Consider the following 26,000-nt stretch of genomic DNA (forward strand, 5'->3'; position numbering starts at 1 on the left):
TCCGATCTATGGGCTCATAAGCCGAACTTATGGCGTGCCGTCCACCAGGTTATACGACGACGATCCGCGGTTGATCACCGCGCCCGTGTGATCGAGGACTCCCTCACCCGGCATGCGGTGGGACTTGGACCGGCCGGTGGCCGGGAAAATTCCGAGGCCCGTGTCGGCGGCCGTTGCTAGCCTCCTCCCGCCCGTGTGATCCACGGGCCACACAGGGGCGGAAGTGCGTGAAAAAACCTGAAAACACGGGGAGTTGGGCGAGACCCAAGACCCTTTCGGCGAGCCTGCTGGCCGCCGCCGTGGTCCTGACGGCACCCGGCGCGGCCCAGGCCGCCGAGAACCTGCCGCCGCGGCAACCACTGGTCAACGATCTCAAGACGGGATCGGCGCCGTGCGCGATGGGGGAGGATCGGGCGTACGTGCGCTCCCGGCCGACGCTCGACGCGGTGCTGTACGACGGGGAGGCGCAGTCACGGGTCAGCGGCGAGTTCGAGGTGCGGTGGACCGACGCGTCCGGCACCGAGCAGCGGCTGACCCTTGAGACGACCGCGAAGGCCTCGGGCAGTGTGTTCCGGGTCCAGGTGCCGCAGGACATCCCGCCGCACACGGTGATCTCCTGGCAGGCACGCGCCCACGACACCACCTCGGCCTCCCCCTGGAGCTCCGAGGGCGGCGGCTCCTTCTGCGAGTTCCTCTACGACAACACGGCTCCCGCCGCCCCGGTCGTCACCTCCGCCGACTACCCGGACGACCACACGTGGCACGACGGCGTCGGCGTGTACGGCGACTTCACCATCGACTCGCCCGCCGACGACGTCGTTTCGTACGTCTACAACTTCATCGGCGGACCGCAACGGACCGCACGCCCCGACCAGCCCGGCGGGCCGGTCACCATCAGCCATCTGCCCGACAGAAGCGGCGTGGCCGGCCTCAGTGTCAACGCCTTGGACCGTGCGGGAAACACCAGTGCGCGCACCGACTACACGTTCCGTGTGCAGAGCGGCCGCGCCCCGGTCGCCCACTGGCCGCTCGCCGATCCGGCGGGTTCCACCACCGCCGCGCCCGAGAACGGCCCCGCCTCCCGGGCCGGCACGGGGGTGACCTTCGGTGCCGACGGTCCGCGCGGCGTGTCCCCGGCGTCCACGGCCTCCCTCGACGGTGGTGATCAGGCGTTCCTCACCCCGGACACCTCCGTCGTGGCCGCCGGGAAGACCTTCGCCGTCAGCGCCTGGGTGCGTCCCGGGCGGACGGACCGGTCCATGACCGCGGCCGGCCAGGACGCGGGCGGAGCCGCGGGCCTCGACCTCGGCCTGCACGTCGAGGAGAGCGGACCCGCGTGGTCGTTCGCCGTCGGCGGCGCCCGGGTCTCGGGCGGCGCGCCCGAGACCGGTGAATGGGCCCACCTGCTGGGCCTGTACGACGCGAAGACGGGCCAGGCGCGGCTGTACGTCAACGGCGTCGAGGCGGGCAGCGCGGCCGAGGCCGCCCCGGTCGCGACCGCCGGTGACTTCCAGATCGGCCGGGCGCGTGACGGCGACGGATACCGCGGTGCCTGGCAGGGCGAGATCGGAGGCGTCCGGGTGCACGACCGGGTCGTGGTCCCGGACGAGGTCAAGGAGTTCGCGAAGCGCAGGCCGACACCGCTCGGGCGCTGGCAGCTGGAGACCGCCACGGACGGCGCGAGCCCGGAGACGAGGGGCGGCGCACCGCTCGCCCTGGGACCAGGAGCCTCGGTCCAGCGGGGGCCGGACGGCTCGTGCCTGCCCGACATCGACCCCGACTGCCCGCCGGACCCCGGGATCCTCGTGGGCGACGGGCACCTCCACCTGGACGGCGAGACCGGCTACGGGGCCACCGCCGGTCCGGTGGTGGACACCACGGACAGCTTCACCGTCGGTGCCGTCGTCCGGCTCGCCGACACGGAGCCGGATCACCCGATGACCGTGCTGTCCCAGGCGGGTGAGCACACCGACGTCTTCAAGGTCCGCTACGCGCCCGCCGAAAACGCATGGCAGCTGGTCATGCCGCTGCGGGACGAGGCAGGTGCGCCGGAGACGGTGGTTGCGGACTTCGCGTGGCCGGACGGCGGTGCGGGACCGGGGCAGCGACTGGCCGTGGTGTACGACGACGCCGCCGACCGGATCAGGCTGTACGTGGACGGCTCCCTCAGCGCCGACGCCACCGCCTCCTTCCCGGCGGGCCTGGAGAGCACCGGCCCGCTTCAGGTCGGCCGCGCGAAGGCCGGAGACGGCTGGGGCGAGTATCTGCGGGGCGACGTCGACGAGGTCCACGCGTACGCCGGGGTGCTGAGTGACACCGCCATCATCCAGATGGGCATGGGTGTCGATCCCTGCGACTGCTGACACACCGATCGAGGTGCCGTACCCCGGATGTCGTCGGGGTGCGGCACCTCACCGCTGTCCGGGCACAGGTCGGGGCGTGGGCCGGCCCGTGGGTGTTCGGGCGTGACCGGGGGGCGGGGTGGTCGTTCTTCGGGCGGGGGTGCTTGCTTGCGCTCCTGGTCAACGTGGTGGGAGGCGTGGTCGGTGGGTGGCTGGGTCACTGTCGGGCTGGGTGCGGTGGCCGCGATGTGTCCGCTCTCGCCGGACGCCGGAGCGGGTGTGGTGATCGACCGGCAGGCGGGTGAGGCGCATGTGGTGGTGTGCGCGCCGGACGCCTGGGTCGAGATCGGGGCGGTCGTGGAGGAGGCTCCCGCAGCGGTGTCGGCGGCGGAGCCGGCTCCTGTCGCGCCGTCCGCTGTGGCATCTGCCGCGCCGAGTCGGGCACCGGCTCCGGTGCCCTCCTCGCCGGCTCCCGTGTCCTCCTGGCCGAAGCCGCGCGTGACGGCCGATGTGCCGGCGCCGGGCGGTTCCGTGGCTGCGCCCTTGCCGGGCCCGCCAAGGGCGGTCGAGGAGCGGGTGGTCGCGCGGGTCGCCGCGCCGCCGGAGGCGTTTCGCTGGGTGCCGCGGTACCGGTATCGCGGTGCCGCCGGCGCCCGGGCCGTTCCCGGTGATCTGTCCGTGGTGACCACCACGACCGTCGTCACCACCCCCGCGATCCTCGCCGCGGTCGCCCTGCGGCCCGGCTCCCGGCGCCGCCGCGCCTGATCCTCCCCGACCCCCGAACCGTTTCTGGAGCCCCACTGTGCCGGAATGGCTGATCTACACCCTGGCCTCCGTCCTGGTCTGCGCCCTCGTCGTCAGTGCCACCGTGATGAGGCACCGCCGGGTGGACGTCGACGAGGACACGTCCGAGACGCCGGACGTGCTGGAGTACATGGTCATGATGGTCGGCGTCGTGTACGCGATCGTCCTCGGACTCGCCATCGCCGGAGTGTGGGAGGCGCGCGGCGCGGCCGAGGACACCGTGCGGCGGGAGGCGCAGGCGCTGTACGAGATCGACCGGCGGCTCGACGTGTATCCGACGTCCTTCCGTACCGAGGTCCGTGGCCACATCGACGCCTACGCCCGGCATGCCGTGACCGCCGAGTGGCCCGCCATCCAGCAGGACGAGGAACCGGGCGCCGCCGGCGCCGAGTTGCTGGACCGGATCCGTACCGAGCTGGCGCACCGCACCCCGGCCGACGAACTCCAGGCGCAGGCGTACCAGCCGCTCCTCGACGAGGTGGCCGCAGCGGACGTGGCCCGGCACGAGCGGCTGGACGGCGCCGGGACGACACTGCCCGGGGTGGTCTGGTTCGGGCTCGTGGCGGGCGGCGCGGTCACCCTGGGGCTGCTGTTCGCCCTTCAGATTCGGCGCTCCGTAAGGGAGTTGATGCTAGCCAGCGCCTTCACCGCGCTCGTCGTCTTCCTGCTCTTCCTGGTGTGGAGCTTCGACGCGCCGTACGGCCAGTCCGGCACCGACTCGGCGCAGCCGCTGCGGGACTTGTACACGGCCGCCGTCTGAACCTCCCCCGGTGCGGGGACGACCGCCGGGCTCGGCGTACAACTCTCGGTTGTGTGCCGTGGTCCGGCGGTTGTTTGTGCGGGGCGCGCCCGCTCGTTTGGATGACGTGTCGCCGGTGCGGGAGCGCGGCGGCACGGTGCGGCGGGAGGCGTGTGGAGTGGGCTGGTTCGGGGCGGGCGAACGGCGTTCGCTGGGCAGGTCGTTCGGGTGGCTCTGGACGTCGTACGCCGTCAGCTCTTTCGGTACGCGGCTCGCCTTCGACGCCTTCCCGATGATCGCCGTCCTGGTGCTGCACGCCGGGCCGACGCAGGTCTCGGCGCTGGCGGCGGCGGGGGCGGCCGTCGGGGCGGTGGTGGCGGTGCCGCTCGGGCCCTGGGTGGAGTTCCGGTACAAGCGGCCGGTGATGATCGCCATGGACCTCGTACGGTGCGCGGCGGTGGTGAGTGTGCCGGTCGCGTACGCGCTCGGGCTGCTCGGGTTCGTCCAGCTGCTGGTGGTGTCGGTGGTCGTCGCGGCGGCCGACATCGCGTTCGTCGCCGCGTCCGGCGCCTGTCTGAAGGCGATGCTCGCCCAGGACCAACTGCTCGTCGCGAACGCCCGGTTCGAGTCGACCGCCTGGACGGCCACCATGCTCGGACCGCCGCTCGGCGGCGCCGCGGTCGGCATCCTCGGCCCCATGGCCACGGTCACGGCGGACGCCGCGAGCTATCTGCTGTCCGCGCTCGGCATCCGCGCGATCCGCGACAAGGAACCCGCCCCGGCACGCTCCGCCGGACCGCGCGCCGGGGACCTCCTCGACGGCTGGCGTCACATCGGGACCCACCCGGTACTGCGTCCGCTGCTGCTGAACTCGGTCTTCGTCAACGGCCTGATCATGGCCGCCTCGCCGCTCCTCGCGGTACTGATGCTCGGCCCGCTCGGCTTCGCGCCCTGGGCCTACGGCCTGGCCTTCGCGCTGCCCTGCGTGGGCGGGCTGATCGGCTCCCGGCTGTCCCGCCCGCTGGTGGCCAGGTTCGGCCGCCACCGGATACTGCGGGTCATGGGGACGCTGCGGGCCTGCTCGCCGGTGGGACTGGCGTTCGTCGGACCCGGCACCTCGGGACTGCTCCTCGTGATGGCCGTCGAACTCTTCCTGATCACCTGTATGGGCGTCTTCAACCCGGTCCTCGCCACCTACCGCCTGGAGCTGACCCCGCAGGACAAGGTGGCCCGCACGCTGGCCGCCTGGTCGGTCACCACCAGGACCGGCATCGCCGTCATCACCGCGCTCCTGGGCGTCCTGGCGGCCGTCCTCGGCACCCGCACCGCGCTCGCCGTCGCGGGTGTCCTGCTCCTCGCGACCCCGCTCCTGCTGCCCCGGACCCCGGCCCCGGAACGGGCGGCCGTACCCGAGCCGACCCGGTAAGTGGCCAGGCCGACCCGGTGAGTGGCCAGGTCGACCCGGTGAGTGCCCCGGCCGGCCCGGTGACGGATGGGCCGGCCCGGCCCGGTGCGCGCCCGGCCCGCGGCTCAGCCGATCACAGCCTCCCAGGTGTCGACGGCGTAGTGGACCGTCATGCCGTTGCGGCCGTACAGCTGCGGGGCGCCGGTCGTGTTGGACGTGTCGACGCCCAGACCCACCGTGTCCCGGCCGCGGGCGGCGAACACCGCGAAGGCGTGTTGCAGGAGGAAGCCGCCCAGGCCGCGGCCACGGGCCTCCCGCACGACGCCGAGGGTGCGGATCCAGCCCATGGCCTCACGGTCGTCGCGGGACAGCAGGAACCCGGCGTCGCCCACACCGTCCACGCTCAGGATCCAGACCAGCGACCAGTCGAGCCGGTCGGCGTCGATGTCGGCCATCCAGTGGTCGTAGTCGCGGGGCTGGAAGTCGAAGTGGTCGGCGAACGTCTCCTGGGCCAGCTTGTGCACGACCGCCCGGTCCGCCTCCGTGGCACAGGCCCGCACCCGCACCCCCGCGGGCGGCTCCGGCGCCAGGTCCTGCCGCGCGTCCACGGGCCGCGTCAGCACGTGATAGCGCCGTACGACGGTCCAGCCGCGAGCCGTGAGCAGGGCCGTGTCCGTGGTCGGGCTGCTGTTGAGGTGCAGATGGACCACCGCCCGCCCGGCCCCGTTCTCCCGCGCCCTGCCCAGCGCCCGCTCCTCCATCGCCGCCAGGATCCGCTGCCCCGCCTCCTGGTGGTCGGGCAGGACGTAGTGGTCGATGTCGACGCGCTCGCCGCCGGACTCGTCCCACAACAGCCCGTAGGCCACCAGCCGTTCGCCGTCGAAGGCCAGCCAGGAGTTGCGGTCCAGGTCCGCCTCGGGGTGCTTCAGATCGGCCTCGACCGTGTGCTGGTCGGTCTCGGGGCGGCCGATCTCGATGAGGTCGACCTCGTTGAGGAGCGCGGTGATCACGGGGGCGTCGGCGAGCGTGGCGGGCCGTATGGCAGGCGTGGGCATGCCGTCAGAGTCGGGGGCGGCGGGGTGCCGCCGCAACGGAATTTCCGCCTGCGCGGGCACCTCATTTCCGCCCGCGCAGGTGCCTCAGCCCTCGGCGACCAGCGCGGGCGTCGACTTCGTCAGGACCTCGCCGCGGAAGAACGCGGGGCTCTTCCGCCGCATCACCAGCATGATCACCAGGCCGAGCGCGAGCAGGCCCACGCCGATCACGAACACCGAGCCCACTCCGAACACCGACGAGCCGCTGCCGTACGCCGGGTCCCACATGTCGACCAGTGTCTTCGCGAACACGGCCGCGAGCAGCGCCCCGCCGACGACCGGGAACACGCCCTTGAACAGCAGGTCCCGGCCGGACCTCAGCAGCTCGGCGCGGAAGTACCAGGCGCACGCGAACGCGGTCAGCGCGTAGTAGAAGCAGATCATCAGGCCGAGCGCGTAGACCGTGTCGACCAGCACATGCTCGCTGACCAGTGTCATCACGGTGTAGAAGACACCGGTCGCGATGCCCGCGGTGACGGTGGCCCGGCCCGGCGTCCGGAACCGCGGATGGACCTTCGCGTACGACGCGGGCAGCGCCTCGTACGCCGACATGGCGAGGACCGTGCGGGCGACCGGGATGAACGTCGTCTGGAGGCTGGCCGCGGCCGAGGCGAGGACCGCGACGAACAGCAGGATGCCGAGGGCGGGGCCCATCACCGGCCCGGCGAGCGCCGCGAAGACGTTGTCGGACGTCTCGGGGTTCGCGAGCCCGAGCCCCCGCTCGCCGGAGCCGACGATCATCTGCGCGGCCACGCCCGTCGCCAGGTACGAGCCGACCAGCACCACCATGGCGACCAGCGCCGCGCGGCCCGGCGTGCGCTCGCTGCCGCTGGTCTCCTCGTTGGCGGTCAGACAGGCGTCCCAGCCCCAGTACATGAAGATCGACAGCGACAGGCCCGCGGTGAACGCGGCGAACGACTGCACGGCGAACGGGTTCAGCCACGACCAGGAGAAGTCCGCCGACGTCGGGAAGTCGGCGCTGCCCGCCTTGGTGAAGGCCATCACGACAAAGACCGCGAGCACCAGCAGCTGCAATGCGACCAGGGTGTACTGCACGCCCTTCGTCGCCGTCATGCCCCGGTAGCTGATCACCGTCGCGGCGGCGATCAGCGCCAGGCAGGTGACGATGTGCACCGCCTTGTTCCCGTCGAGGTCCGCCACCGCCCCACTGCCGGTGAACTCGCCCGCGAGCAGCCAGAAGTACGACGTCGCCACACCGGCCAGATTCGACAGCACGATGATCGTGGCGATCACCAGACCCCAGCCGCACATCCAGCCGAGCCGCGGACCGAACGCCTTCACCGTCCAGGTGAACGAGGTGCCGCAGTCGGGCATCGCCTTGTTCAGCTCGCGGTAGGCGAACGCGACGAGCAGCATCGGCAGGAACCCCGCGAGGAACACGGCCGGCATCTGTAGCCCGACCTCGCCGGCCGTGGAGCCGAGGGTCGAGGTGAGGCAGTAGACCGGGGCCACGGTGGAGACGCCGATGACCGCGCTGCCCAGCAGACCGACGGAGTTCCCGTTCAGGCCCTTGGTGCGTATGCCGTCGGCGGGGGGCCCGTCGCCCGGGTCGGTGGGCCGGGTCCGAACGTCCAGCTGAGTCATGAACAGGACGTTAAATCCTGCGGTTTCCGTGGTGACGGTTCCCGGGAGTAACCGGCCTGGACGCATCTCGCCCATCGATTGCGGTGCGTACTGGCGTATACGCCTTCCTTTTCAAGGTCATGTGCGGCATGGATTGGCGGCTTCCGAAGAGTGAGCTTCCGGTGTCCGGTATTCGGTTATCGCAGTGGAGTCCGGATCGTGGTGTCCAAAACTTTCCCGTGTGGCCCCGGTCACATCGGTGAGTGGGGCCCGCCGCGCGGACGGCTCCTGCCTGCGGATACAGTGCCCCGTCGACGTTCAGCGGGGGAGTGGGGACAGTGCGCACAGGGGTGGGACACATGTGGCGTGGGCCGGTCGTGACGGCCGTACTCGCGACGGTGCTGACGGGGTGCTCCCTCGCGACGGAGCCGGAACCCGTCGCCACGGCGACTTTGGCCACGAAGTCGCCGGCGCGGAACGCCGAGGCGAAGGGCGCCACCATCGGCGCGTCCGGCTCCGCCTGCGAGTTGCCCGTCACCTTCGACGTCGCCGAGGACTGGGAGCCCGAGGCCATCGAGTCCGGCACCGGTGACGACGCGACGGGTGACGCCGCGGAGCTGGCGGAGCTGCTGCTCACCCAGGGTCCGGTCACCGCCGTCTGCGAGATCGACGCCAAGCCGGCCGGGCACCTCGGCTTCATCCGGGTCTGGACCGGCGAACCGGGCGAGGCCGACGAGCGCGGCGTCCTCGCGGAGTTCGTCGCCGCGGAGGAGGGCGCGCGGAACAGCGACGAGCGGTACAGCTCCTTCACCACCGACGGCCTCACCGGTACCGAGGTCACCTACCTCCACACGAGCAAGCTGCTCGACGAGACCAAGAAGGAGCGGGCGTTCGCCGTGACCACGCCGAGCGGTCCCGTCGTCGTCCACCTCGGCGGGCTGGACACGGAGGAGCACGAGGCGATGCTCCCGGCGTACGAACTCGCCAAGAAGACCGTGCGCCTCGGCGACTGAGCGCGGGCGTCCGACGCCAGATCCTGCCCCTCGGTGACTATCGTGACCCGGGTGACCGCACTGCACGGCACCCGGGTGGTCCTGCGCCCGGCGTGCTCCGAAGACATCCCCGCCCTCGCGGCCGTCCGCGCCAAGCCCGAGGTCGCCCTGCGCTGGCTCGGCGGCCCCGACCCGGCCGCCGAACTCGCCGAGGAGCTGGCCGACCCGGAGACCACCTGTCTGACGGTCCGCCTCCAGGACCGGATCGTCGGAATGATCCAGTGGTACGAGGAGACGGAACCGCACTACCGGCACGCGGGCATCGACGTCTTCCTCGACCCGGACGTGCACAACGCGGGCCTCGGCACCGACGCCGTCCGTACGCTGGCCCGCCATCTCGTGCACGACCTCGGCTTCCACCGGCTCGTCATCGACCCGGCGGCCGACAACGCGCCGGCCATCCGCTGCTACACCAAGGTCGGCTTCCGGCCCGTCGGCGTCCTGCGCCAGTACGAACGCGGCCCGGACGGCACCTGGCACGACGGGCTGCTGATGGACCTGCTGGCCGCGGAGCTGACGTAGCGACGCATTGGTCGTTGTTACGGGGTGCGAGGGGTCGTTCCGAATGCGGCCGGGTCCACCGGCCGGCGGTAGATCTGGCGTGAACCGCCCTCCGGGCCCGGGTCGGTGGCCTCGCCCGGGGTGAAGCCGAGACGCTCGTAGAAGACGCGGGCGCCGCCCTCGGTGGCGCCCGGGTGGTCGGCGCCGAACGTGACCACCTCCAGGGTGCCCGGACCGGTCACGAACCTCCGGGTCGCGTCCGCCAGCAGCGCCCGCCCGACGCCCTTTCCGCGTGCCTCCTCGGAGACGACGAGCCAGTCGAGGTGGTGGACGGGAGCCTCCCCGCCGAACAGCAGACCGCCGAGGAGTTCCGGCCCGGGGGAGACGGCGACGAGCGCCGTGGACCGGCCGATGTGGTGGCGCACGGCACCGTGGAAGCCGGGCTCGTCGACCATCGGGCCGAACCAGTGCTCGACCTGCGCTGCCAGGCCGAGGAAACCGGGGAAGTCCGCTTCCCGCGCGAGTCTGACGATCATCCCGGCAGTCTCGCAGGCGGCCCGAACGCCGTGCGGCGCGGGGCTACTTGTCGCGCCGGCAGTAGAGGTAGACGTGCGGTTCCGGGACGGCGTCCGGGTAGGACGGAGTGAAGTCACACTCGTCCTGGTACACCACAGTGAGCCCAGCGTCGGCCGCGAGCTTCGCGAACTGCTCGGCCGAGTAGGCCGTGGCGCGCACCGGCTGACCCATGAAGACCACGTCGACGTCCTCGACGTCCAGCGACACGGTCGCCAGCACCATGTGGCCCGACGGCTTCAGCGCCCGCACCAGCCGTCCGACCACCTCGGACTGCTCGGCGCGGGTCATCTGGAGCAGGGAGAAGTACACACAGACCGCGTCCAGGGACTCCTCAGGGAGCGGGAGTTCGCGCACGTCGGCGCAGTCGAAGACCGCCCCGGGGACCTGCCGGACGGCGAGGCCGACCATGACCGGGGAGACGTCGACGCCCCGTACGTCGTGGCCCGCCGCGGCGAGTGTCGCGGCCGTCGGCCGTCCCGTGCCGCTGCCCACGTCCAGGACCCGGCTGCCGGGCGCGAGCCGGTCGAGCAGCCACTCCAGCGACCGCAGATGCGGCTCGCACGAGGCGAACGCCTTCTCGTAGGCGGCCCCGATCGCGTCGAACGTCACGGCGGCGGGCGCCCGGTGCAGTCCCTCGGTCACGGCGGGGTTCCTCTTCGTCGGCTGGATCGTCGGCTCGTCCGTCGCCCGGATCGTCGGCCGGCGGACAGTGCGTATCGTTCCAGCGCGACCGGCGCGGGACAACGGGCGCCGGCCATCGGCTCCATCCGCCGGTCATCGCCTCCGTCCGCCGCCACCGGGTTGCGGGCCGGCCGCGCCTCGCGGCAGGGTGCCTGCGTGGCCACCCTCCTGATCGTGCATCACACACCGTCGCCCAACTGCCAGGCAATCTTCGAGGCAGTGGTCTCCGGCGCGACCGATCCCGACATCGAGAACGTCAAGGTCGTACGGCGTGCCGCGCTCTCCGCGACCGCCTCCGACGTGCTCGGTGCCGACGGCCTCCTGCTCGGCACCCCGGCGAACCTCGGCTACATGTCCGGAGCCCTCAAGCACTTCTTCGACCAGATCTACTACCCGTGCCTGGACAGCACCCGCGGACGGCCCTTCGGCTACTACGTCCACGGCGGCAACGACGTCACCGGTGCCGTGCGCGCGATCGAGTCGTTCACCACCGGACTCGGCTGGCGGCGGGTCGCCGACGCGGTGAGTGTCACCGGCGAGCCCACGAAGGGCGACCTGGAGGCCTGCCGGGAGCTGGGCGGCACGGTGGCCGCCGGCCTGATGGACTGACCTGCCGTACGCGGCGGTTCACGCCCGCCAGCTGTACCGCCGCTCCGGCCGCCCCGCCACCCCGTACCGCAGGGCCACGTCCGCGCTCCCCGTGCTGTGGAAGTGCTCCAGATAGCGGCGGGCGCTGACCCGGGACACCCCGGTCAGGGTGGCGCACTCGGTCGCGGAGAGCGTTCCGTCGGTGTCGCGCAGGGCGCGTTCGACCAGGTCGGCCGTCTCCACGCTCATCCCCTTGGGCAGTCCGCCCGACGCCGGGCCCGAACCCCCGGACAGCACCCGGTCCACATCGGCCTGACTGCGTACGACGGTGGTGAGCAGCCGCCCGCGCTGGATCGCGTACCGCTCAAGACGGGACCGCAGGTCCTCGAACTCGAAGGGCTTCAGCAGGTAGTCGACCACACCGTGCCGTACGGCACCCCGGACGGTGTCCGCCTCGCGGGCCGCGCTGATCACCATGACGTCGCAGTCGTGTCCGGCGGCGCGCAGCCGAGGTATGACGTCCAGACCGAACACGTCCGGCAGATACAGGTCGAGCAGGACCAGATCGGGGCGGAGTTCGTCGACGGCCGTCACCGCCTGCTCGCCGGTGCTGGCGACCCCGACGACCCGGAAGGGCCGTACACGCTCCACGAAGGCGCGGTGCACACGCGCCACCATGAAGTCGTCGTCGACCACGAGGACGTCCAGGGCACCCGCCGTGCCGTTCGGCTCGGGCGTCGCGCTCATCGGTTCGCTCCTTCCGCCACCGCGTCGGTGAGGTGGCTGACGGTCATGCGCGCGGTGAACTCGGCGCCGTCCGGCGTGTTCGTCACCGCGATCTCCCCGCCGTGACGTTCGCAGACCAGCCGCGTCAGGGCCAGCCCGATGCCGCGCTCGCCCTCGCGGGCGACCTTGGTGGTGAAGCCGTGCTCGAATACCTCCAGGGCCAGTTCGGGCGCCACACCCGGACCCGAGTCCCGTACGACGATCTCCACACCGGAGGCGTCCTGGCGGATGCCGACCTCCACCCAGGCCTCCTCCTCGCCGTCGGCACCGCCGGCACCGCCTGCCGAGGCCGCGTCGACGGCGTTGTCGACGAGATTGCCCACCACCGTCGCCACGTCGGCCGCGTCCTCCGGGGCGAGCCGGCCGAGGGCCGTGCCGTCGGAGATGCGCAGACTGACCCGGCGCTCGGCGGCCAGCGACGTCTTGGCCGTGAGCAGCGCGGCGACCGTGGTGTCACGGACCCGGCGGCTCAGGGTGACGTCGAGGGACTGGCGGCGCCGGGTGAGGGCGCGGATGTAGTGCACCACCTCGTCCTGCTCACCGATCTGGATCAGCCCGGAAATGGTGTGCAGCTGGTTGGCGAACTCGTGCGCCTGGGCCCGCAGCAGCTCCGAGGAGGAACGGAAGGAGCCGATCTCCCGTTCCAGCCGGGCCAGTTCGGTGCGGTCGCGCAGGGTGGTGACCGAGCCGAGGAGCCGGCCGTCCTTGGTCACGGTCATCCGGTTCATCACCAGGACCCGGCCGCCCCGGACCACCACCTCGTCACGCCGGTCCGGCGGCTCCACGTGCCCGCCGGTCAGCACGTCCCGCAGCCGCCCGTCGATGCCCAGCGACTCCAGGCTCCGGCCCACACAGTCCGCCGGCAGGTCGAGCAGCCGGCGGCCCATCTCGTTGACCAGCGTCAGCCGGGACTGCGGGTCGAGCGCGACGACCCCCTCGGCGATGCCGTACAGCAGCGCCTCGCGGTGCTCGGCCAGACCGGCGATCTCGCGCGGCTCCAGGCCCAGGGTCTGGCGTTTGACCCGCCGGGCGAGGAGCCAGGAACCGGCCAGGCCCAGACCGCTGGCGACACCGAGGTAGGCGATCAGATAGGAGGAGGCGTTGCTGAGGCGCTGCCACACGGTGGGGGAGGCCTCGCCGATCATCACCGTGCCCAGCATCCGGCCGAGGTTCTCCTGACCGGCGCCCAGCACGGGCACCTGCGCGACGCGCTCCCGGCGGCCGTCCAGGGTCAGTTCGCCGGACCAGCCGCGCCCCGGGACTGCGTCCTCGGCGCGTGGCAGCGCGCGGCCGATCGCCGTCGGGTCGGTGGAGCCGACGATCGTGCCGTCGGCGTCGGCGACCGTCACCGACGACACCCCGGACTGGGTCTGTGTCGAGTTCACCAGGGGGGCCAGCGCCTCGCGGGGCATCGGCTGCACCAGCTGGCCGCGGATCAGCGGAGTCGCCGCGAGCTGCTCGGCGAGCGCGGTCACCCGGCGGCCCTCGACGCGGTCGAACGTCGCCTCCGACTGGGCGAGCGAGACGGCCGCGACCGCCAGCAGCACCATCACGACGATGGCGAGCTGAAGCACCAGCATCTCGCCCGCGAGGGTCTGACGGCGGAAGGTGGCGGCCATGACGTACTCAGTCTCCTGCGCCGGTCGTCTGCGGGACGCCTCATGATGGCCGTCACCCACGCCCGGGGAAAGGCATCGGTCGGTAACGCCTGGTGACGGTACTCCTCATGAGCGTCCACTGACACAAAGACCAGAACCTCCGTTGGTTCCGGAAGCGAGACACGGGGAGAGCGCACGTGCAGCATGTGGCCCACGTCACCCTCCCCCCACAGGGCCCCTTCCGTTCCGCAACGATGCAACCGACAGGTGGTGGCACTCGTGCGCCTGCGCACTCCCCTGGCCCTGCTCGGGGCCGCCGTGCTCGTCCTCCTCGGGCCGCCGCTGCTGACCACCGGCAGCGGCGCCGAGACCGGCACCCAGATCCCCGGCCTGCGCTTCATGGTCCCCAACACGCCCGGAGGCGGGTACGACATCACCGCCCGCACGGCGGCGAAGAACGCCGAGGACGCCGGACTCACCTCCGGCATCGAGGTGTTCAACCTGCCCGGCGCCGGCGGCACCGTCGGACTGACCCGCCTGGTCGGCGAGCACGGCAACGGCAAGCTCGCGATGTCCATGGGGCTCGGCGTGGTCGGCGCCGCCCGCTCCAACGACGCGCCCAAGACGCTCGCCGACACCACCCCGATCGCCCGGCTCACCGAGGAGCAGGACGTGGTCGTCGTCGCCAAGGACTCCCCGTACAAGACGATCGAGGAGCTGGTCGACGCCTGGAAGGCCGACCCCGGCAAGCTGCCCGTCGGCGGCGGATCCTCGCCCGGCGGCCCCGACCACCTCGCCCCGATGCTGATGGCGCAGGCCGCCGGGATCGCGCCGAAGGACGTCAACTACATCCCGTTCGACGGCGGCGGCGAACTGCTCGCCTCCATCCTCGGCAACAAGGTCGCCTTCGGGGTGTCCGGCGTCGGCGAGTACCTCGACCAGATCAAGGCGGGCGAACTGCGGCTGCTCGCCGTGACCGGCCCCGAGCGGGTGGACGGACTCGACGCGCCCACGCTCATGGAGGCCGGCTACGAGGTGAACTTCACCAACTGGCGCGGCATCGTCGCCCCGCCCGGCCTCTCCGACGCCGAACGCGACAAGCTCGTCCGGCTGGTCCAGGAACTGCACGACTCCGAGGAGTGGCAGGCGTCCATGAAACAGAACGGCTGGGACGACGCGTTCCTCACCGGCGAGAAGTTCGGCGACTTCCTGGACGCCCAGGACAAGCGGGTCGTCTCGGTCCTGAAGGAGCTGGGACTGTGACGACACAGACCACCGACATCACCCCGCCGCCCGCCGGCGAACCGCGCTCCTGGTGGCGCGACCGCTCCGAACTCGGCGTCTGCGTCCTGCTGCTGGCGCTCGGCGTCCTCGTCCTCACCGACGCGCTCACCATGGACGTCGACATCACCCAGCGCGGACCCGTCGGCCCCAGGACCGTGCCGATCGTCGTCGGCGCCGGACTGCTGGTCATCGCCGCACTGCTCGCCGTCGACGTGCTGCGCGGCGGCCGCGGCGAGGCCGAGAGCGGCGAGGACGTCGACCTGTCCGAACCCGCCGACTGGCGCACCGTCGTCCTGCTCGCCGGCGTCTTCCTCGGCGCCGCCGTCCTCATCGAGCCGCTCGGCTTCCCGATCGCGGGCGCCCTGCTGTTCTGGGGTGCGGCCTTCGCCCTCGGCAGCAGGCGCTTCGACCGGGATCCGCTGATCGCCGCCGGACTCTCCCTGGTCACCTACGTCCTGTTCAACAACCTGCTCGGAGTGCCCCTGCCCGGCGGTCCGCTGATGGGAGCGCTGTGAGATGAACGCCCTCAACTCCCTGCTCGACGGCTTCGGTACGGCCCTCACACCGATGAACCTGCTCTGGGCCGTCCTCGGTGTACTGCTCGGCACCGCCATCGGTGTACTCCCCGGCATCGGCCCCGCCATGGCCGTCGCCCTGCTGCTGCCGGTGACGTACGGGCTCGACCCGATCGGCGCGTTCATCATGTTCGCCGGCATCTACTACGGCGCGATGTTCGGCGGCTCGACGACCTCGATCCTGCTCAACACACCCGGCGAGAGCGCCGCCGTGGTCGCCGCCATGGAGGGCAACCCGATGGCCAAGTCCGGCCGGGGCGCCCAGGCGCTCGCGGCCGCCGCCATCGGGCACTTCACGGGCGGCCTGGTCGGCACGATCCTGCTCGTCGCGCTCGCCCCCGTGGTCGCCGACCTCGCGGTCGACATCGGCGCGCCCGACTACTTCGCCATCATGGTCCTCGCGTTCATCGCCGTCACCTCCGTCCTCGGCTCGTCCCGGATCCGCGGACTGGCCTCGCTGCTGATCGGCCTCACCATCGGACTGGTCGGCCTCGACCAGATGACCGGGCAGCAGCGGCTGACGTTCGGCTCGCTCCAACTCGCCGACGGCATCGACGTGGTGATCGTCGCGGTCGGCCTGTTCGCGATCGGCGAGGCCCTGTGGGTCGCCGCGCACCTGCGGCGCAACCCCGGCGAGGCGATCCCCGTAGGACGGCCCTGGCTGGGCCGCGACGACGTGCGCCGCACCTGGAAGTCCTGGCTGCGCGGCCCGCTCATCGGCTTCCCCTTCGGCGCGATCCCCGCGGGCGGCGCCGAGATCCCCACCTTCCTGTCCTATGTCACCGAGAAGCGGCTGTCGAAGCACAAGGACGAGTGGGGCAAGGGCGCCATCGAGGGCGTCGCCGGACCGGAGTCCGCCGCGTCCGCGTCGGCCGCCGGCACCCTGGTGTCGATGCTGACCCTCGGCCTGCCCACCACGGCCGTCGCCGCGGTCATGCTGGCCGCCTTCCAGCAGTACGGCATCCAGCCGGGCCCGCTGCTCTTCGAACGCGAACCCGACCTGGTCTGGGGCCTGATCGCCTCCCTCTTCGTCGGCATGGTGCTGCTGCTCGCGCTCAACCTGCCGCTCGCGCCGGTCTGGGCGAAACTGCTGCGCATTCCGCGGCCGTACCTCTACGCGGGCATCCTGTTCTTCGCCGCGGTCGGCGCGTACGCGGTCGGCGGCGAGGTGATCGACCTGGTGATCCTGCTCGTCATCGGCCTGATCGGCTTCGGTATGCGCCGCTACGGGCTGCCCGTGCTGCCCGCCGTCATCGGCGTCATCCTCGGCCCCAACGCCGAACAGCAGCTGCGGCGCGCCCTCCAGATCAGCGACGGCAGCGTCGGCGGACTGGTCAACACCCCGTTCTCGGTGACGGTGTACGCGATCGTCGCCGTGCTGCTGGCCTGGCCGCTGGTGCGGCGGATCCCGCTGCGGGGCCGTACGGCGGCGAAGACCTGACGTCCTGACGACCCGCCGGGCAGCCGTCGCCGGCCGGCTGCCCGGTCTCCCGCCGGGCCCCTGGCAGACTCCCCCACGGTCAGGGGCCCGGCACCCCGCTCAGTGGAGTCCCACGCACCGGCACCTCACCAGCCGGTGGCCAGCAGGTGGTTGACCAGCAGGGCCAGCACCGCCTGTCCGGCCAGCCACAGCCGCGGGCGCGGCAGAAACGCACACGCGGGGAGCATCCACAGTGCGAACGGCAGCCAGATGCGTTCCGTCTCCGCCTTGCTCATGCCCGACAGATCGGCCGCGAGGATCGCGAGCACTCCGCCCGCCACCAGCAACGCCAGCCGCGCGTCCGCCGTACCGAGGCGCCGGTCCCGGGCGAGCGCGGCGCCCGCCCGCCACAGGCCCGCCGCCGTGGCGAGGCCGACGACCAGGACCGTGCAGGCCGGGTTCGCCCAGATCCAGTACCAGTAGGGCCGCACACCGCCCGCACCCTGGTCGTAGCGGTCCACCAACAGGTGGTACGCCTCCCACCAGTTGAACCCGAGCGCCGTGAACACCGCCGGAACCACGGCCAGTCCGGGCAGGAAGTACACCAGGAGCACCGGCCGCCCGCGCGCTTCGCGCCGCCCGAGCACCAGCACCGCGAGCCCGACGCACGCCATCAGCGTGAGCCCGTAAGACAGATAGCAGGTCAGGCCGAAGAGCAGCCCGGAGCCCGTGGCGCACCACGCGGAGCGTCCGGTGAGCGCGAGGGCGAGCAACGCCACCGACCAGGCGGCGACCGCGGCGAAGTAGGCGTCGGCGGACACGCCCATCCAGACCGCGCCGGGCGCCAGCACCAGGAACGGGGCCGCGCGGCGGGCGAGTTCCTCCGAGGCCAGCGCCCGTACCGTCACCAGCACCGCGACACCGGCCGTCGCGCCGAGCGTGATGCACCAGACGGCCGCCCAGGCGCCGCCGCCGAGTCCGATCCGGTCCAGCAGGACGAAGGTCACGGTGGCCGCCGGGGGGTGTCCGGCGACATGCGCGGGCCAGTGGTCGGGGGTGCCGATCAGGATGTGTCCGGTGAAGTCCCGCAGGGTGGCCGGGATGTTGTGGAAGCGGTCGATGACCTGGAGGTACTCGTAGCGGGTGGTGAGCCGGGCGGCGACACCCCGGTGCCAGCCGTCGATCAGCGCCAGCGACCAGATCCAGGCCATGCCGCCGCCCCAGGCCGTCGCGAGCAGCGTCCGCCAGGGCAACCGGGCGGCCAGCGGGGGACCGTACGCGATCAGGGCGACGGCGAAGACGATCGCCGCGGGTGTGCCGGGGCCGACGTGCGGGTCCCAGTCGGCGAGGAGCGGTGGCCAGCCGACGAAGAGGGTGCCGTCGGTGTCCTCGATGTGCCGGCCGACGAGGACGGCGGCCACCACGAGGAGCCCGGCGGCCAGGACGGCGGCGGCGTCACGGAGCGAGCTGCGGGGAGGGGTGGGGGCCGAGGACCGGGGTGAGGTGCGGACTGAGCGGATCACACTGGGCACGCTAGGGCGCCGGGCGCCTCACCAGGCCTTACGGAGCGCGGACGTCAGAGTTTCGTCATGGTTCGCGGCCCCTTCACAGCCCCTCTTCCGGCCTACGGTCGGGGCATGCGAGACCTTCCCCTCCCCACCTCGCCCGGCTTCTGGCGCAGCCCCGTGCGCGGCACCCGGTTCACGTCCGTACTCGGGCTCGTCCTGCTCGTCGGCATCACCGTGCTCTTCGTGACCGGACTGCTGTCGTACGCCGCCTACAACCCCGGTCTGGCGTCGGTGAACGACAAGACGCCGGACAAGGGCCTCCTGGGCTTCTACCTCTTCTCCTGGCCGACGCACCCGTACTGGCTGTACCGGCTCACCCAGGGCGTCCACGTCACCCTCGGCATCACCCTGATCCCGGTGCTGCTCGCCAAGCTCTGGTCGGTCGTGCCGAAGCTGTTCACACTGCCGCCAGCCCGGTCGCTCGCGCACGCCCTGGAGCGGATCTCGCTGCTCCTGCTGGTCGGCGGCGCGCTGTTCGAGTTCGTCACCGGTGTGCTCAACGTCCAGCTCGACTACATCTTCCCCGGCTCGTTCTACCCGCTGCACTTCTACGGGGCGTGGGTGTTCTTCGGCGCATTCGTGGCGCACACCGTGCTCAAGACGCCGACCGTGGTGCGCAATGTGCGGCAGATGCGGGAGGAACGCCGAGGCGGCCAGGGAGGCCAGGAGGAGGCCGACGCACTCGTGTCGCCGCGGCCCGAGCCGCCCACCGTCTCCCGGCGCGGCGCGCTCTGGCTGGTCGGCGGCGCGTCACTGCTGCTGTTCGGCACCACCGCCGGACGCGGCTTCGACGGCTTCCTGCGCAGGACCGCCGTACTCGCCCCGCACGGCGGCCCCGAACCGGGCAGCGGACCCGGCGCCTTCCAGATCAACAAGACCGCCGCCTACGCCGGGATCCGCGCCGTCGACACCAGCGACGAGGCGTGGCGGCTGGTGCTCACCGGCCGCACCGGCACGGTCCGGCTCACCCGGGCGCAGCTGCTCGCGATGGAACAGCACGGCGCGGCCCTGCCCATCGCCTGCGTCGAGGGCTGGTCCACCTCCGACCAGCGGTGGCGCGGCGTACGGCTGCGCGACCTCGCGGCGCTCGTCGGCCACGAGGAGCCGACGGACGTGTTCGTCGAGTCGCTCCAGCAGCGCGGCGCCTTCCGGCGGACCGCCCTGCGCGCCAACCAGGTCGCCGACCCGCGCTCCCTGCTCGCCCTGCACGTCAACGGCGCGCCCCTGACCCCCGACCACGGCTACCCGGCGCGCGTGATCGTGCCCGCCGCACCCGGTGTGCTCAACACCAAGTGGGTGGCCCGGATGACCTTCGGAGACCTGTGATGCGCTCGGTGACATGGCCCGGGGTGCCCCGGCCCAAGGTGGGCAGCCCCTGGCAGATCCTGCTGCTGGCCTGCTCGTTCGCGCTCGCCGGCTATGCGGGCGTACGGCTGCTGGCGGGCGACTGGTTCCAGGTGGCGCTGTGGTTCGTGGGCGCGGCGCTGGTGCACGACCTGGTGCTGCTGCCGGTGTACGCGGTGGCCGACCGCGCGCTCGTGCGGACGTTCGGCGCGGTCGGCCGACGGCGGCGGGCGCTCTACGTGCGCGTGCCCGCCGCGTTCTCCGCCCTGCTGCTGCTCGTGTGGTTCCCGCTGATCAGCGGGCAGGTCGCCGACCGCTACCGGTCGGCGACCGCGCTGTCCGGCGACGGCTTCCTCGCCCGCTGGCTGCTGATCACGGCCGCGCTGTTCGCCAGCTCCGCGCTGGTGCTGCTGGTCCGGCTCGCGCTGCCGGCCCGGCCGCGCAGGGAGACGAAGCAGCGGCCGCCCGCCGTCCACTGACCCTCGCTGCGCCAGCCGAGCGGCTCGGCGTACCGCAGCAGCGCCGAGGTGCCGAGGCGCGCCCACGGAAACGGTCCGCTCGCGCTGCCCCGCGCGTCGGTGACCCGGACGTGGGCGCGCTCGTCCACGTCCACGGGTACCGTCTCGGCGATCAGCAGACCGCCGGGGGCGAGTAGCGCGCCCATCCGGGCGAGGAGCGCGGCCGGATCGCCGCCGATACCCAGGTTGCCGTCGATCAGCAGGGCCGTGCCCCAGTGGCCCTCGCGGGGGAGCCGTTCGAAGACGGAGCGGTGCAGCGCGTGGCCGCCGAGGCGTGCCGTGCGGGCGACGGCCGCCTCACTGACGTCGATGCCGAGCACCGGCCGGCCGTGGGCGGCGAGCGCCGCGACCAGCCGGCCGGGCCCGCAGCCCACGTCCAGCACGGCGCCCTCGCAGCGGGCCAGCACCTCCTGGTCGGCCGCGTCCGCGGGCCCGCACCAGCGCTCGACCTCGAGGGGCAGCAGCCAGCCGTCGCCGCGGCTCAGGAACAGCGGCCCGTGGCCGGACCGCAGGGCGTCGGCGTACGGATCCGCGGACCACGGCCGATCGGCGGACCGTACGGACACGGTCCTGTGCAGGGTGCTCATCGGCCCGCGACCGCCCGCAGCCGGGCCAGTTCGGCGGCGAACCGGCCGTGCGGCACCGCAGCCGCGACCGCCTCCGCGTCGGCGGCCGTGTCCACGTCCCGCAGCGGCGGCAGATCGCGCACCCGCAGGCCCGCCCGGACCAGCCGCTCCCGCTGTACGGCCCCGGTGTGCGGCGTGGACATCGGGACCCCGCGCAGCAGTTCCGGGTCGGGGCGGGCGAGGCCCAGCGCCCAGAAGCCGCCGTCCTCGGCGGGACCGAAGCAGGCGTCGTAGCCGGCGTCCCGGGCCGTGAAGTCCAGGGTGAGCAGCTCGGGTGTCACCTGCGGGGTGTCCATGCCGATCAGGAGGGCCGGTCCGGCGCAGCCGGCGAAGGCCGCGGCGAGCCGTTCGTCCAGGCCGCCCGGGCACTGCGGCACCACGTCGAAGCCCGGCGGAAGCCAGGGGCCCGGGGCCCCCTCCAGCACCAGGACCCGTCGGCGCGCGGGTGTCGCGGCCACCGCGAGCAGGGTGTCGGCGAGGGACGCCTCGGCGAGCGCCGCCGCCTCCCTCGGGGTGAACGGCGGGGTCAGCCGGGTCTTGACCCGCCCGGGGCGGGGCTCCTTGGCGATGACGAGCAGGGTGGTCGTCCCGGGGGCCGTGCTCGTGGTCACCTGGTCCCTCCTTGGGGGGTGTGGGGGGCGTGGGCGGCGCCTTGGGACGGCTCGGTGCGGTGGGATGGTCCGGCGCGGTGGGATGGCTCGGCGGCGCTTGGGGGCGGTTCGGTGTTCGGGGGCGGTTGCGTGCCTGGGGGCGGTTGCGTGCCCGGGGGCCGTTGGGTGCCCGAGGGCGGTTGGGTGCTCGGAGACGGTTCGGTGCTTGGAGTCGGCTCGGAGCTTGGGGGCGGTTCGGTGAGGACGCGGCTCATGTCGTGGACCGCCTGCCAGGTGCCCCGCCAGGTGCCGGTCACCTTCGAGGCGCCGGCGCGCGGGAGATACGGCACATCGTGCTCGGTGATCCGCCAGCCCGCGTCGGCGGCCCGTACGACCATCTGGAGCGGGTAGCCGCTGCGCCGGTCGGCGAGGTCCAGGGCGAGGAGTGCCTCGCGGCGGGCGGCGCGCAGCGGACCCAGGTCGTGCAGTCGCAGACCGGTCCTGCGGCGCAGCATCCGCGCGAGCGCCAGATTTCCGGCACGCGCGTGGGCGGGCCAGGCACCCCGGCCCCGTGGCCTGCGCCGGCCCAGTACGAGATCGGCCGTGCCGTCGTGCACCTCGTGGACGAACGGCACCAGGAGCGCCGGGTCCAGCGAGGCGTCGCAGTCGCAGAAGCAGACGATGTCCGCGCGGGCCGCGGTGAGCCCGGCGTGGCAGGCGGCGCCGAAGCCGCGGCGCGGCTCGTGGACGACGGTCGCGCCGAGGTCGCGGGCGAGTTCCGCGGAGCCGTCGGTGGAGCCGTTGTCCACGACGATCGCCCGCCAGCCGCGCGGGATGCGGGCCAGCACCCAGGGCAGCGCCTCGACCTCGTCGAGACAGGGCAGGACGACGTCGGCGACGGGTGGTGACGGAGGGGCGGGGTGTGGGGGGAGCGGGTCGGCTTCGGTCAACCGGGGGAGCGGTGGGTCGGCGGGGCCGGTGAGCGAGGTGTCCGGGTGCTCGGCCGGTGGCTCGGCGTCCGGAGAGTCGGGGGAGGGCGTCACGGCACTCACCCTACGAACGAGAAACCGACATTTCGGACGCGGGCTCCTTACGAAACACGGACGTCAGAGCCTCGCACCCCGCGCGCGGGGCCGACGGTGCGAGGCTGGTGCCATGCAGCAACCGCACCATACGCACGACACCGGACCGGACGAGGACCACCCCGTCGACAGTCCGACCCCCGTGGAAGGTCCGACCCTCGTGGAAGGTCCGGCGCCCGTCGAAGGTCCGGCCCCGGTCGGCGGGCCGGCCCCCGTAGACGGCCCGGCCCCCGACGGCGCCCGTGTGCTCGTCGTCGACGACGACCCCACCGTCGCCGAGGTGGTCTCCGGGTATCTGGAGCGGGCGGGATACGTGGTGGACCGGGCCGACGACGGGCCGAGCGCCCTCGCCCGGGCCGCCGCCGACTGGCCAGACCTGGTCGTCCTCGATCTGATGCTGCCGGGGATGGACGGCCTGGAGGTCTGCCGCCGACTGCGCGCACGCGGCCCGGTGCCGGTCATCATGCTCACCGCCCGCGGCGACGAGGACGACCGGATCCTCGGCCTGGAGGTCGGCGCCGACGACTACGTCACCAAGCCGTTCAGCCCCCGCGAACTCGTGCTGCGCGTCGAGTCCGTACTGCGCCGCACCCGCCCCGCGGCCGGTGTCCGCCCGCTGACCGCCGCCGGACTCACCGTCGACCCCGCGGGCCGCCGCGCCGCCAAGAACGGCACCGAACTCGCCCTCACCCTGCGCGAGTTCGACCTGCTCGCGTTCTTCCTGCGCAACCCCGGCCACGCCTACAGCCGCGAGGACCTGATGCGCGAGGTGTGGGGCTGGGACTTCGGCGACCTGTCCACCGTCACCGTCCATGTGCGCCGGCTGCGCGGCAAGGTCGAGGACGACCCCGCCCGGCCCCGGCTGATCCAGACCGTGTGGGGCGTCGGCTACCGCTTCGACCCGGCCGCCACGGAGGTGTGACCGTGCGGGACAACCTGCTCATCGCCCTGTACGCGTTCCTCGGCGCCGCGGGTGCCGGACTGTTCGGCGCCCTCGCGCTGTGGCTGCTGCGCCGCCGCTCGCTCACCGCGTCGCTCGCGGTCGTCTCCGCCGTCGCGGTCACCGCCATGCTCGCCGGCACCCTCGTCGTCGCGTGGGCGATGTTCCTCTCCTCGCACGACCTGACCGTCGTCACCACCGTCGTCGCGATGGCCGCCGTGGTCTCGCTCGCCACCTCGCTGCTGCTCGGCCGCTGGGTCGTGGCCCGCAGCCGCGCACTCCAGCTCGCCGCCCGCTCGTTCGGCGACGGCGGCGACTTCGCGGCCCCGGTGGGCGCGGCCACGGCCGAACTCGCGGCGCTCAGCGGTGAGTTGGCGGCCACCAGTGCCAAGCTCGCCGAATCCCGGGAACGGGAGCGGGCGTTGGAGTCCTCGCGCCGCGAACTCGTCGCCTGGATCTCGCACGACCTGCGCACCCCGCTGGCCGGTCTGCGTGCCATGTCGGAGGCGCTGGAGGACGGCGTCGCCACCGACCCCGACCGCTACCTCAAGCAGATCCGCACCGAGGTGGAACGCCTCAACGACATGGTCGGCGACCTCTTCGAACTCTCCCGCATACACGCCGGTGCTCTTGCCCTCACCCCGACCCGGATCTCCGTCTACGACCTGGTCGGCGACGCCCTGGCCGGCGCCGATCCGCTGGCCAGGGAACACGGCGTAAGGCTGGTCGGCGACCGGATCGAGGCGGTGCCCGTGGAGGTGGACGGCAAGGAGATGAGCCGCGTCCTGGGCAACCTCCTGGTCAACGCGATCCGCCGGACCCCGGCCGACGGCACGGTCGCCGTCGCCGCCGAACGCCGCGCCGAGGGTGTGGTCCTGACCGTCACCGACGGCTGCGGAGGCATCCCCGAGGAGGATCTGCCGCGTGTCTTCGACACCGGCTGGCGCGGCACCCACGCCCGCACACCTCCGGCGGGCGCGGGTCTGGGGCTCGCCATCGTCCGCGGCATCGTCGAGGCGCACCAGGGCCGGGCGACCGTACGGAACATCCCGGGCGGCTGCCGCTTCGAGGTGACCCTTCCGGCGGCGGCGGAGGCCTGAGCGGGTTCCCGTTCGGAGCGGGGTTCCCTGGCCTGGGGAACGGAGCGGGGTTCCCTGGCCTGGGGAACGGAGCGGGGTTCCCCGGCCCGGGGAACGGAGCGGGGTTCACCGGCCCGGGGAGGGGCGGGTTCACTCCCCGCGCAGGCGGCTGCGCGCGAACTCCCGCATCCCCGCCTCGAATCCGACCTCCGGCTTCCACCCCAGCTCCGCCCGCAGCCGGGACGAGTCCGCCGTGATGTGCCGTACGTCCCCCAGCCGGTACTGCCCGGTGACGACGGGCTCGGGGCCGCCGTACGCCGATGCCAGCGCCCGCGCCATGCCGCCCACGGTGTGCGGCTCGCCGCTCCCGGTGTTGTAGACGGCGAGCACGCCTCCGGCCGGACCGGCCTCCAGCGCCGCCACGTTGGCCGCGGCGACGTCCCGTACGTGCACGAAGTCCCGGCGCTGGCCGCCGTCCTCGTACACGGTCGGTGCCTCGCCGCGGGCCAGCGACGAGCGGAAGAAGGACGCCACCCCGGCGTACGGGGTGTCGCGCGGCATCCGGGGTCCGTACACGTTGTGGTAGCGCAGCGCGATCGCCGAACCGCCGGTCGCGCGCGCCCAGGCCGCCGCCAGGTGTTCCTGCGCCAGTTTGGTCGTGGCGTACACGTTGCGCGGGTCGACGGGCGCGTCCTCGCCGACCAGGTCCGGCGCCAACTCCGCGCCGCACACCGGGCAGGGCGGCTCGAAACGCCCGGCCGCGAGATCGGCGACGGCCCGCGGGCCAGGCCGCACCACACCGTGGCGCCGGCACACGTAGCGCCCCTCCCCGTACACGACCATCGACCCGGCCAGCACCAGCCGCCCGACACCGGCCTCCGCCATCGCGGTGAGCAGCACGGCCGTCCCGAGGTCGTTGTGGGAGACGTAGTCCGCAGCGTCGGAGAAGCCCGTGCCGAGGCCGACCATCGCCGCCTGGTGACAGACGGCGTCCACGCCGGCCAGGGCCCGCGCGACCGCCTCGCGGTCCCGGACGTCGGCGCGCTCGTCCCGCCGTACGTCGAACACGACCGGATCGTGTCCGTGCGCCGCGAGCGCCTCCACGACATGGGATCCGATGAACCCGGCACCGCCGGTGACCAGTACACGCATGCACCCACGCTAGATCGGCACGCCCCGCCCGCGGCCGGACGCGCCCCGCACGTCACGGGTCCGTAAGACCTG

23 protein-coding genes and 1 pseudogene are annotated in these 26,000 nt (G+C 72.9%); 13 read left to right on the top strand and 11 right to left on the bottom strand.

Translation table 11 applies throughout. The annotated features are described in order from the left end of the window. Positions 1-398: 398 nt before the first annotated feature. The 4 genes from ACIQAC_RS17800 (at position 399) to ACIQAC_RS17815 (ending at position 5,311) form a co-directional block, all read left to right on the top strand. On the top strand, positions 399-2,363 hold the full coding sequence (locus tag ACIQAC_RS17800) for a LamG-like jellyroll fold domain-containing protein (RefSeq protein WP_402192658.1): 1,965 nt from the start codon (positions 399-401) through the stop codon (positions 2,361-2,363). Between the two features lie 225 nt (positions 2,364-2,588). Beyond that, entirely contained in the window at positions 2,589-3,107 is a 519-nt protein-coding gene (locus ACIQAC_RS17805; RefSeq protein ID WP_402191975.1) for a hypothetical protein, read from the top strand. Between the two features lie 37 nt (positions 3,108-3,144). Continuing rightward, on the top strand, positions 3,145-3,906 hold the full coding sequence (locus ACIQAC_RS17810) for a hypothetical protein (RefSeq protein ID WP_402191976.1): 762 nt from the start codon (positions 3,145-3,147) through the stop codon (positions 3,904-3,906). Positions 3,907-4,063: 157 nt separating this feature from the next. Next, positions 4,064-5,311, top strand: a complete 1,248-nt coding sequence (locus tag ACIQAC_RS17815; protein ID WP_402192659.1) for an MFS transporter — start codon at positions 4,064-4,066, stop codon at positions 5,309-5,311. Between the two features lie 104 nt (positions 5,312-5,415). On the opposite strand, the gene ACIQAC_RS17820 is transcribed toward ACIQAC_RS17815, so the two are convergent. Beyond that, the gene (locus tag ACIQAC_RS17820) at positions 5,416-6,345 is read right to left on the bottom strand and encodes a GNAT family N-acetyltransferase (protein WP_402191978.1); all 930 of its coding nucleotides are present in this window, start codon (positions 6,343-6,345) and stop codon (positions 5,416-5,418) included. 84 nt (positions 6,346-6,429) lie between these two features. Next, positions 6,430-7,989 (bottom strand): APC family permease, encoded by a 1,560-nt coding sequence (locus ACIQAC_RS17825; RefSeq protein WP_402191980.1) that lies wholly within the window; start codon positions 7,987-7,989, stop codon positions 6,430-6,432. A 338-nt stretch (positions 7,990-8,327) separates the two neighbouring features. Here ACIQAC_RS17825 and ACIQAC_RS17830 point away from each other — a divergent pair, with 338 nt between their 5' ends. Together ACIQAC_RS17830 and ACIQAC_RS17835 are read left to right on the top strand one after the other, a co-directional pair. Further along, a complete protein-coding gene (locus tag ACIQAC_RS17830; protein WP_402191982.1) occupies positions 8,328-8,981 on the top strand; it encodes a lipoprotein in 654 nt (217 codons plus the stop codon). Between the two features lie 60 nt (positions 8,982-9,041). After that, on the top strand, positions 9,042-9,542 hold the full coding sequence (locus ACIQAC_RS17835) for a GNAT family N-acetyltransferase (protein WP_402192661.1): 501 nt from the start codon (positions 9,042-9,044) through the stop codon (positions 9,540-9,542). 17 nt (positions 9,543-9,559) lie between these two features. Here ACIQAC_RS17835 and ACIQAC_RS17840 read toward each other — a convergent pair whose 3' ends face one another. Both ACIQAC_RS17840 and ACIQAC_RS17845 read right to left on the bottom strand, forming a co-directional pair. Then, positions 9,560-10,057 (bottom strand): GNAT family N-acetyltransferase, encoded by a 498-nt coding sequence (locus tag ACIQAC_RS17840; protein ID WP_402191983.1) that lies wholly within the window; start codon positions 10,055-10,057, stop codon positions 9,560-9,562. Between the two features lie 43 nt (positions 10,058-10,100). Then, positions 10,101-10,739, bottom strand: a complete 639-nt coding sequence (locus tag ACIQAC_RS17845) for a class I SAM-dependent methyltransferase (RefSeq protein ID WP_402191985.1) — start codon at positions 10,737-10,739, stop codon at positions 10,101-10,103. 195 nt (positions 10,740-10,934) lie between these two features. Here ACIQAC_RS17845 and ACIQAC_RS17850 point away from each other — a divergent pair, with 195 nt between their 5' ends. After that, on the top strand, positions 10,935-11,387 hold the full coding sequence (locus ACIQAC_RS17850) for a flavodoxin family protein (RefSeq protein ID WP_402191988.1): 453 nt from the start codon (positions 10,935-10,937) through the stop codon (positions 11,385-11,387). A gap of 18 nt (positions 11,388-11,405) precedes the next feature. On the opposite strand, the gene ACIQAC_RS17855 is transcribed toward ACIQAC_RS17850, so the two are convergent. Next, on the bottom strand, positions 11,406-12,113 hold the full coding sequence (locus ACIQAC_RS17855; protein ID WP_402191991.1) for a response regulator: 708 nt from the start codon (positions 12,111-12,113) through the stop codon (positions 11,406-11,408). Next, positions 12,110-13,771 carry an ATP-binding protein gene (locus ACIQAC_RS17860; RefSeq protein WP_402191993.1) on the bottom strand — a complete coding sequence of 554 codons (1,662 nt, stop codon included), beginning with the start codon at positions 13,769-13,771 and terminating at the stop codon, positions 12,110-12,112. The genes ACIQAC_RS17855 and ACIQAC_RS17860 overlap by 4 nt, the downstream gene beginning before the upstream one ends. 258 nt (positions 13,772-14,029) lie before the next feature. On the opposite strand from ACIQAC_RS17860, the gene ACIQAC_RS17865 reads away from it, so the two are divergent. Genes ACIQAC_RS17865 through ACIQAC_RS17875 form a run of 3 tightly spaced genes read left to right on the top strand, consistent with a single transcriptional unit; the run spans position 14,030 to position 17,050 of the window. Continuing rightward, entirely contained in the window at positions 14,030-15,013 is a 984-nt protein-coding gene (locus ACIQAC_RS17865; RefSeq protein ID WP_402192663.1) for a Bug family tripartite tricarboxylate transporter substrate binding protein, read from the top strand. Then, the gene (locus ACIQAC_RS17870) at positions 15,010-15,549 is read left to right on the top strand and encodes a tripartite tricarboxylate transporter TctB family protein (protein WP_402191995.1); all 540 of its coding nucleotides are present in this window, start codon (positions 15,010-15,012) and stop codon (positions 15,547-15,549) included. The genes ACIQAC_RS17865 and ACIQAC_RS17870 overlap by 4 nt, the downstream gene beginning before the upstream one ends. A 1-nt stretch (position 15,550) precedes the next feature. Continuing rightward, on the top strand, positions 15,551-17,050 hold the full coding sequence (locus ACIQAC_RS17875; protein WP_402191998.1) for a tripartite tricarboxylate transporter permease: 1,500 nt from the start codon (positions 15,551-15,553) through the stop codon (positions 17,048-17,050). Between the two features lie 125 nt (positions 17,051-17,175). On the opposite strand, the gene ACIQAC_RS17880 is transcribed toward ACIQAC_RS17875, so the two are convergent. Next, complete coding sequence (locus tag ACIQAC_RS17880; RefSeq protein WP_402192665.1) at positions 17,176-18,549, bottom strand: hypothetical protein; 1,374 nt, start codon at positions 18,547-18,549, stop codon at positions 17,176-17,178. A 117-nt stretch (positions 18,550-18,666) separates the two neighbouring features. Here ACIQAC_RS17880 and ACIQAC_RS17885 point away from each other — a divergent pair, with 117 nt between their 5' ends. Further along, a complete protein-coding gene (locus tag ACIQAC_RS17885) occupies positions 18,667-19,923 on the top strand; it encodes a molybdopterin-dependent oxidoreductase (RefSeq protein ID WP_402192001.1) in 1,257 nt (418 codons plus the stop codon). Positions 19,924-20,257: 334 nt separating this feature from the next. Here the strand turns inward: ACIQAC_RS17885 and ACIQAC_RS17890 are convergent, their stop codons facing one another. The 3 genes and pseudogenes from ACIQAC_RS17890 to ACIQAC_RS17900 all read right to left on the bottom strand — a co-directional run. After that, a complete protein-coding gene (locus tag ACIQAC_RS17890) occupies positions 20,258-21,046 on the bottom strand; it encodes a class I SAM-dependent DNA methyltransferase (RefSeq protein WP_402192004.1) in 789 nt (262 codons plus the stop codon). Continuing rightward, positions 21,043-21,696, bottom strand: coding sequence for a DUF2064 domain-containing protein (locus ACIQAC_RS17895; RefSeq protein ID WP_402192006.1), 654 nt, complete (start codon positions 21,694-21,696; stop codon positions 21,043-21,045). Before ACIQAC_RS17895 ends, ACIQAC_RS17890 begins: the two co-directional genes overlap by 4 nt. 227 nt (positions 21,697-21,923) lie before the next feature. Then, positions 21,924-22,625, bottom strand: a pseudogene (locus ACIQAC_RS17900) (glycosyltransferase family 2 protein); the annotation flags it as partial. Between the two features lie 205 nt (positions 22,626-22,830). Between ACIQAC_RS17900 and ACIQAC_RS17905 the strand changes: the two are divergent. Together ACIQAC_RS17905 and ACIQAC_RS17910 are read left to right on the top strand one after the other, a co-directional pair. Continuing rightward, positions 22,831-23,679 carry a response regulator gene (locus ACIQAC_RS17905; RefSeq protein WP_402192008.1) on the top strand — a complete coding sequence of 283 codons (849 nt, stop codon included), beginning with the start codon at positions 22,831-22,833 and terminating at the stop codon, positions 23,677-23,679. Positions 23,680-23,681: 2 nt separating this feature from the next. Further along, entirely contained in the window at positions 23,682-24,797 is a 1,116-nt protein-coding gene (locus ACIQAC_RS17910) for a sensor histidine kinase (RefSeq protein WP_402192010.1), read from the top strand. 129 nt (positions 24,798-24,926) lie between these two features. On the opposite strand, the gene ACIQAC_RS17915 is transcribed toward ACIQAC_RS17910, so the two are convergent. Continuing rightward, a complete protein-coding gene (locus ACIQAC_RS17915) occupies positions 24,927-25,928 on the bottom strand; it encodes an NAD-dependent epimerase/dehydratase family protein (protein WP_402192013.1) in 1,002 nt (333 codons plus the stop codon). Positions 25,929-26,000: the final 72 nt, after the last annotated feature.

Source organism: Streptomyces sp. NPDC088387 (assembly GCF_044753385.1).
GTDB lineage: Bacteria > Actinomycetota > Actinomycetes > Streptomycetales > Streptomycetaceae > Streptomyces.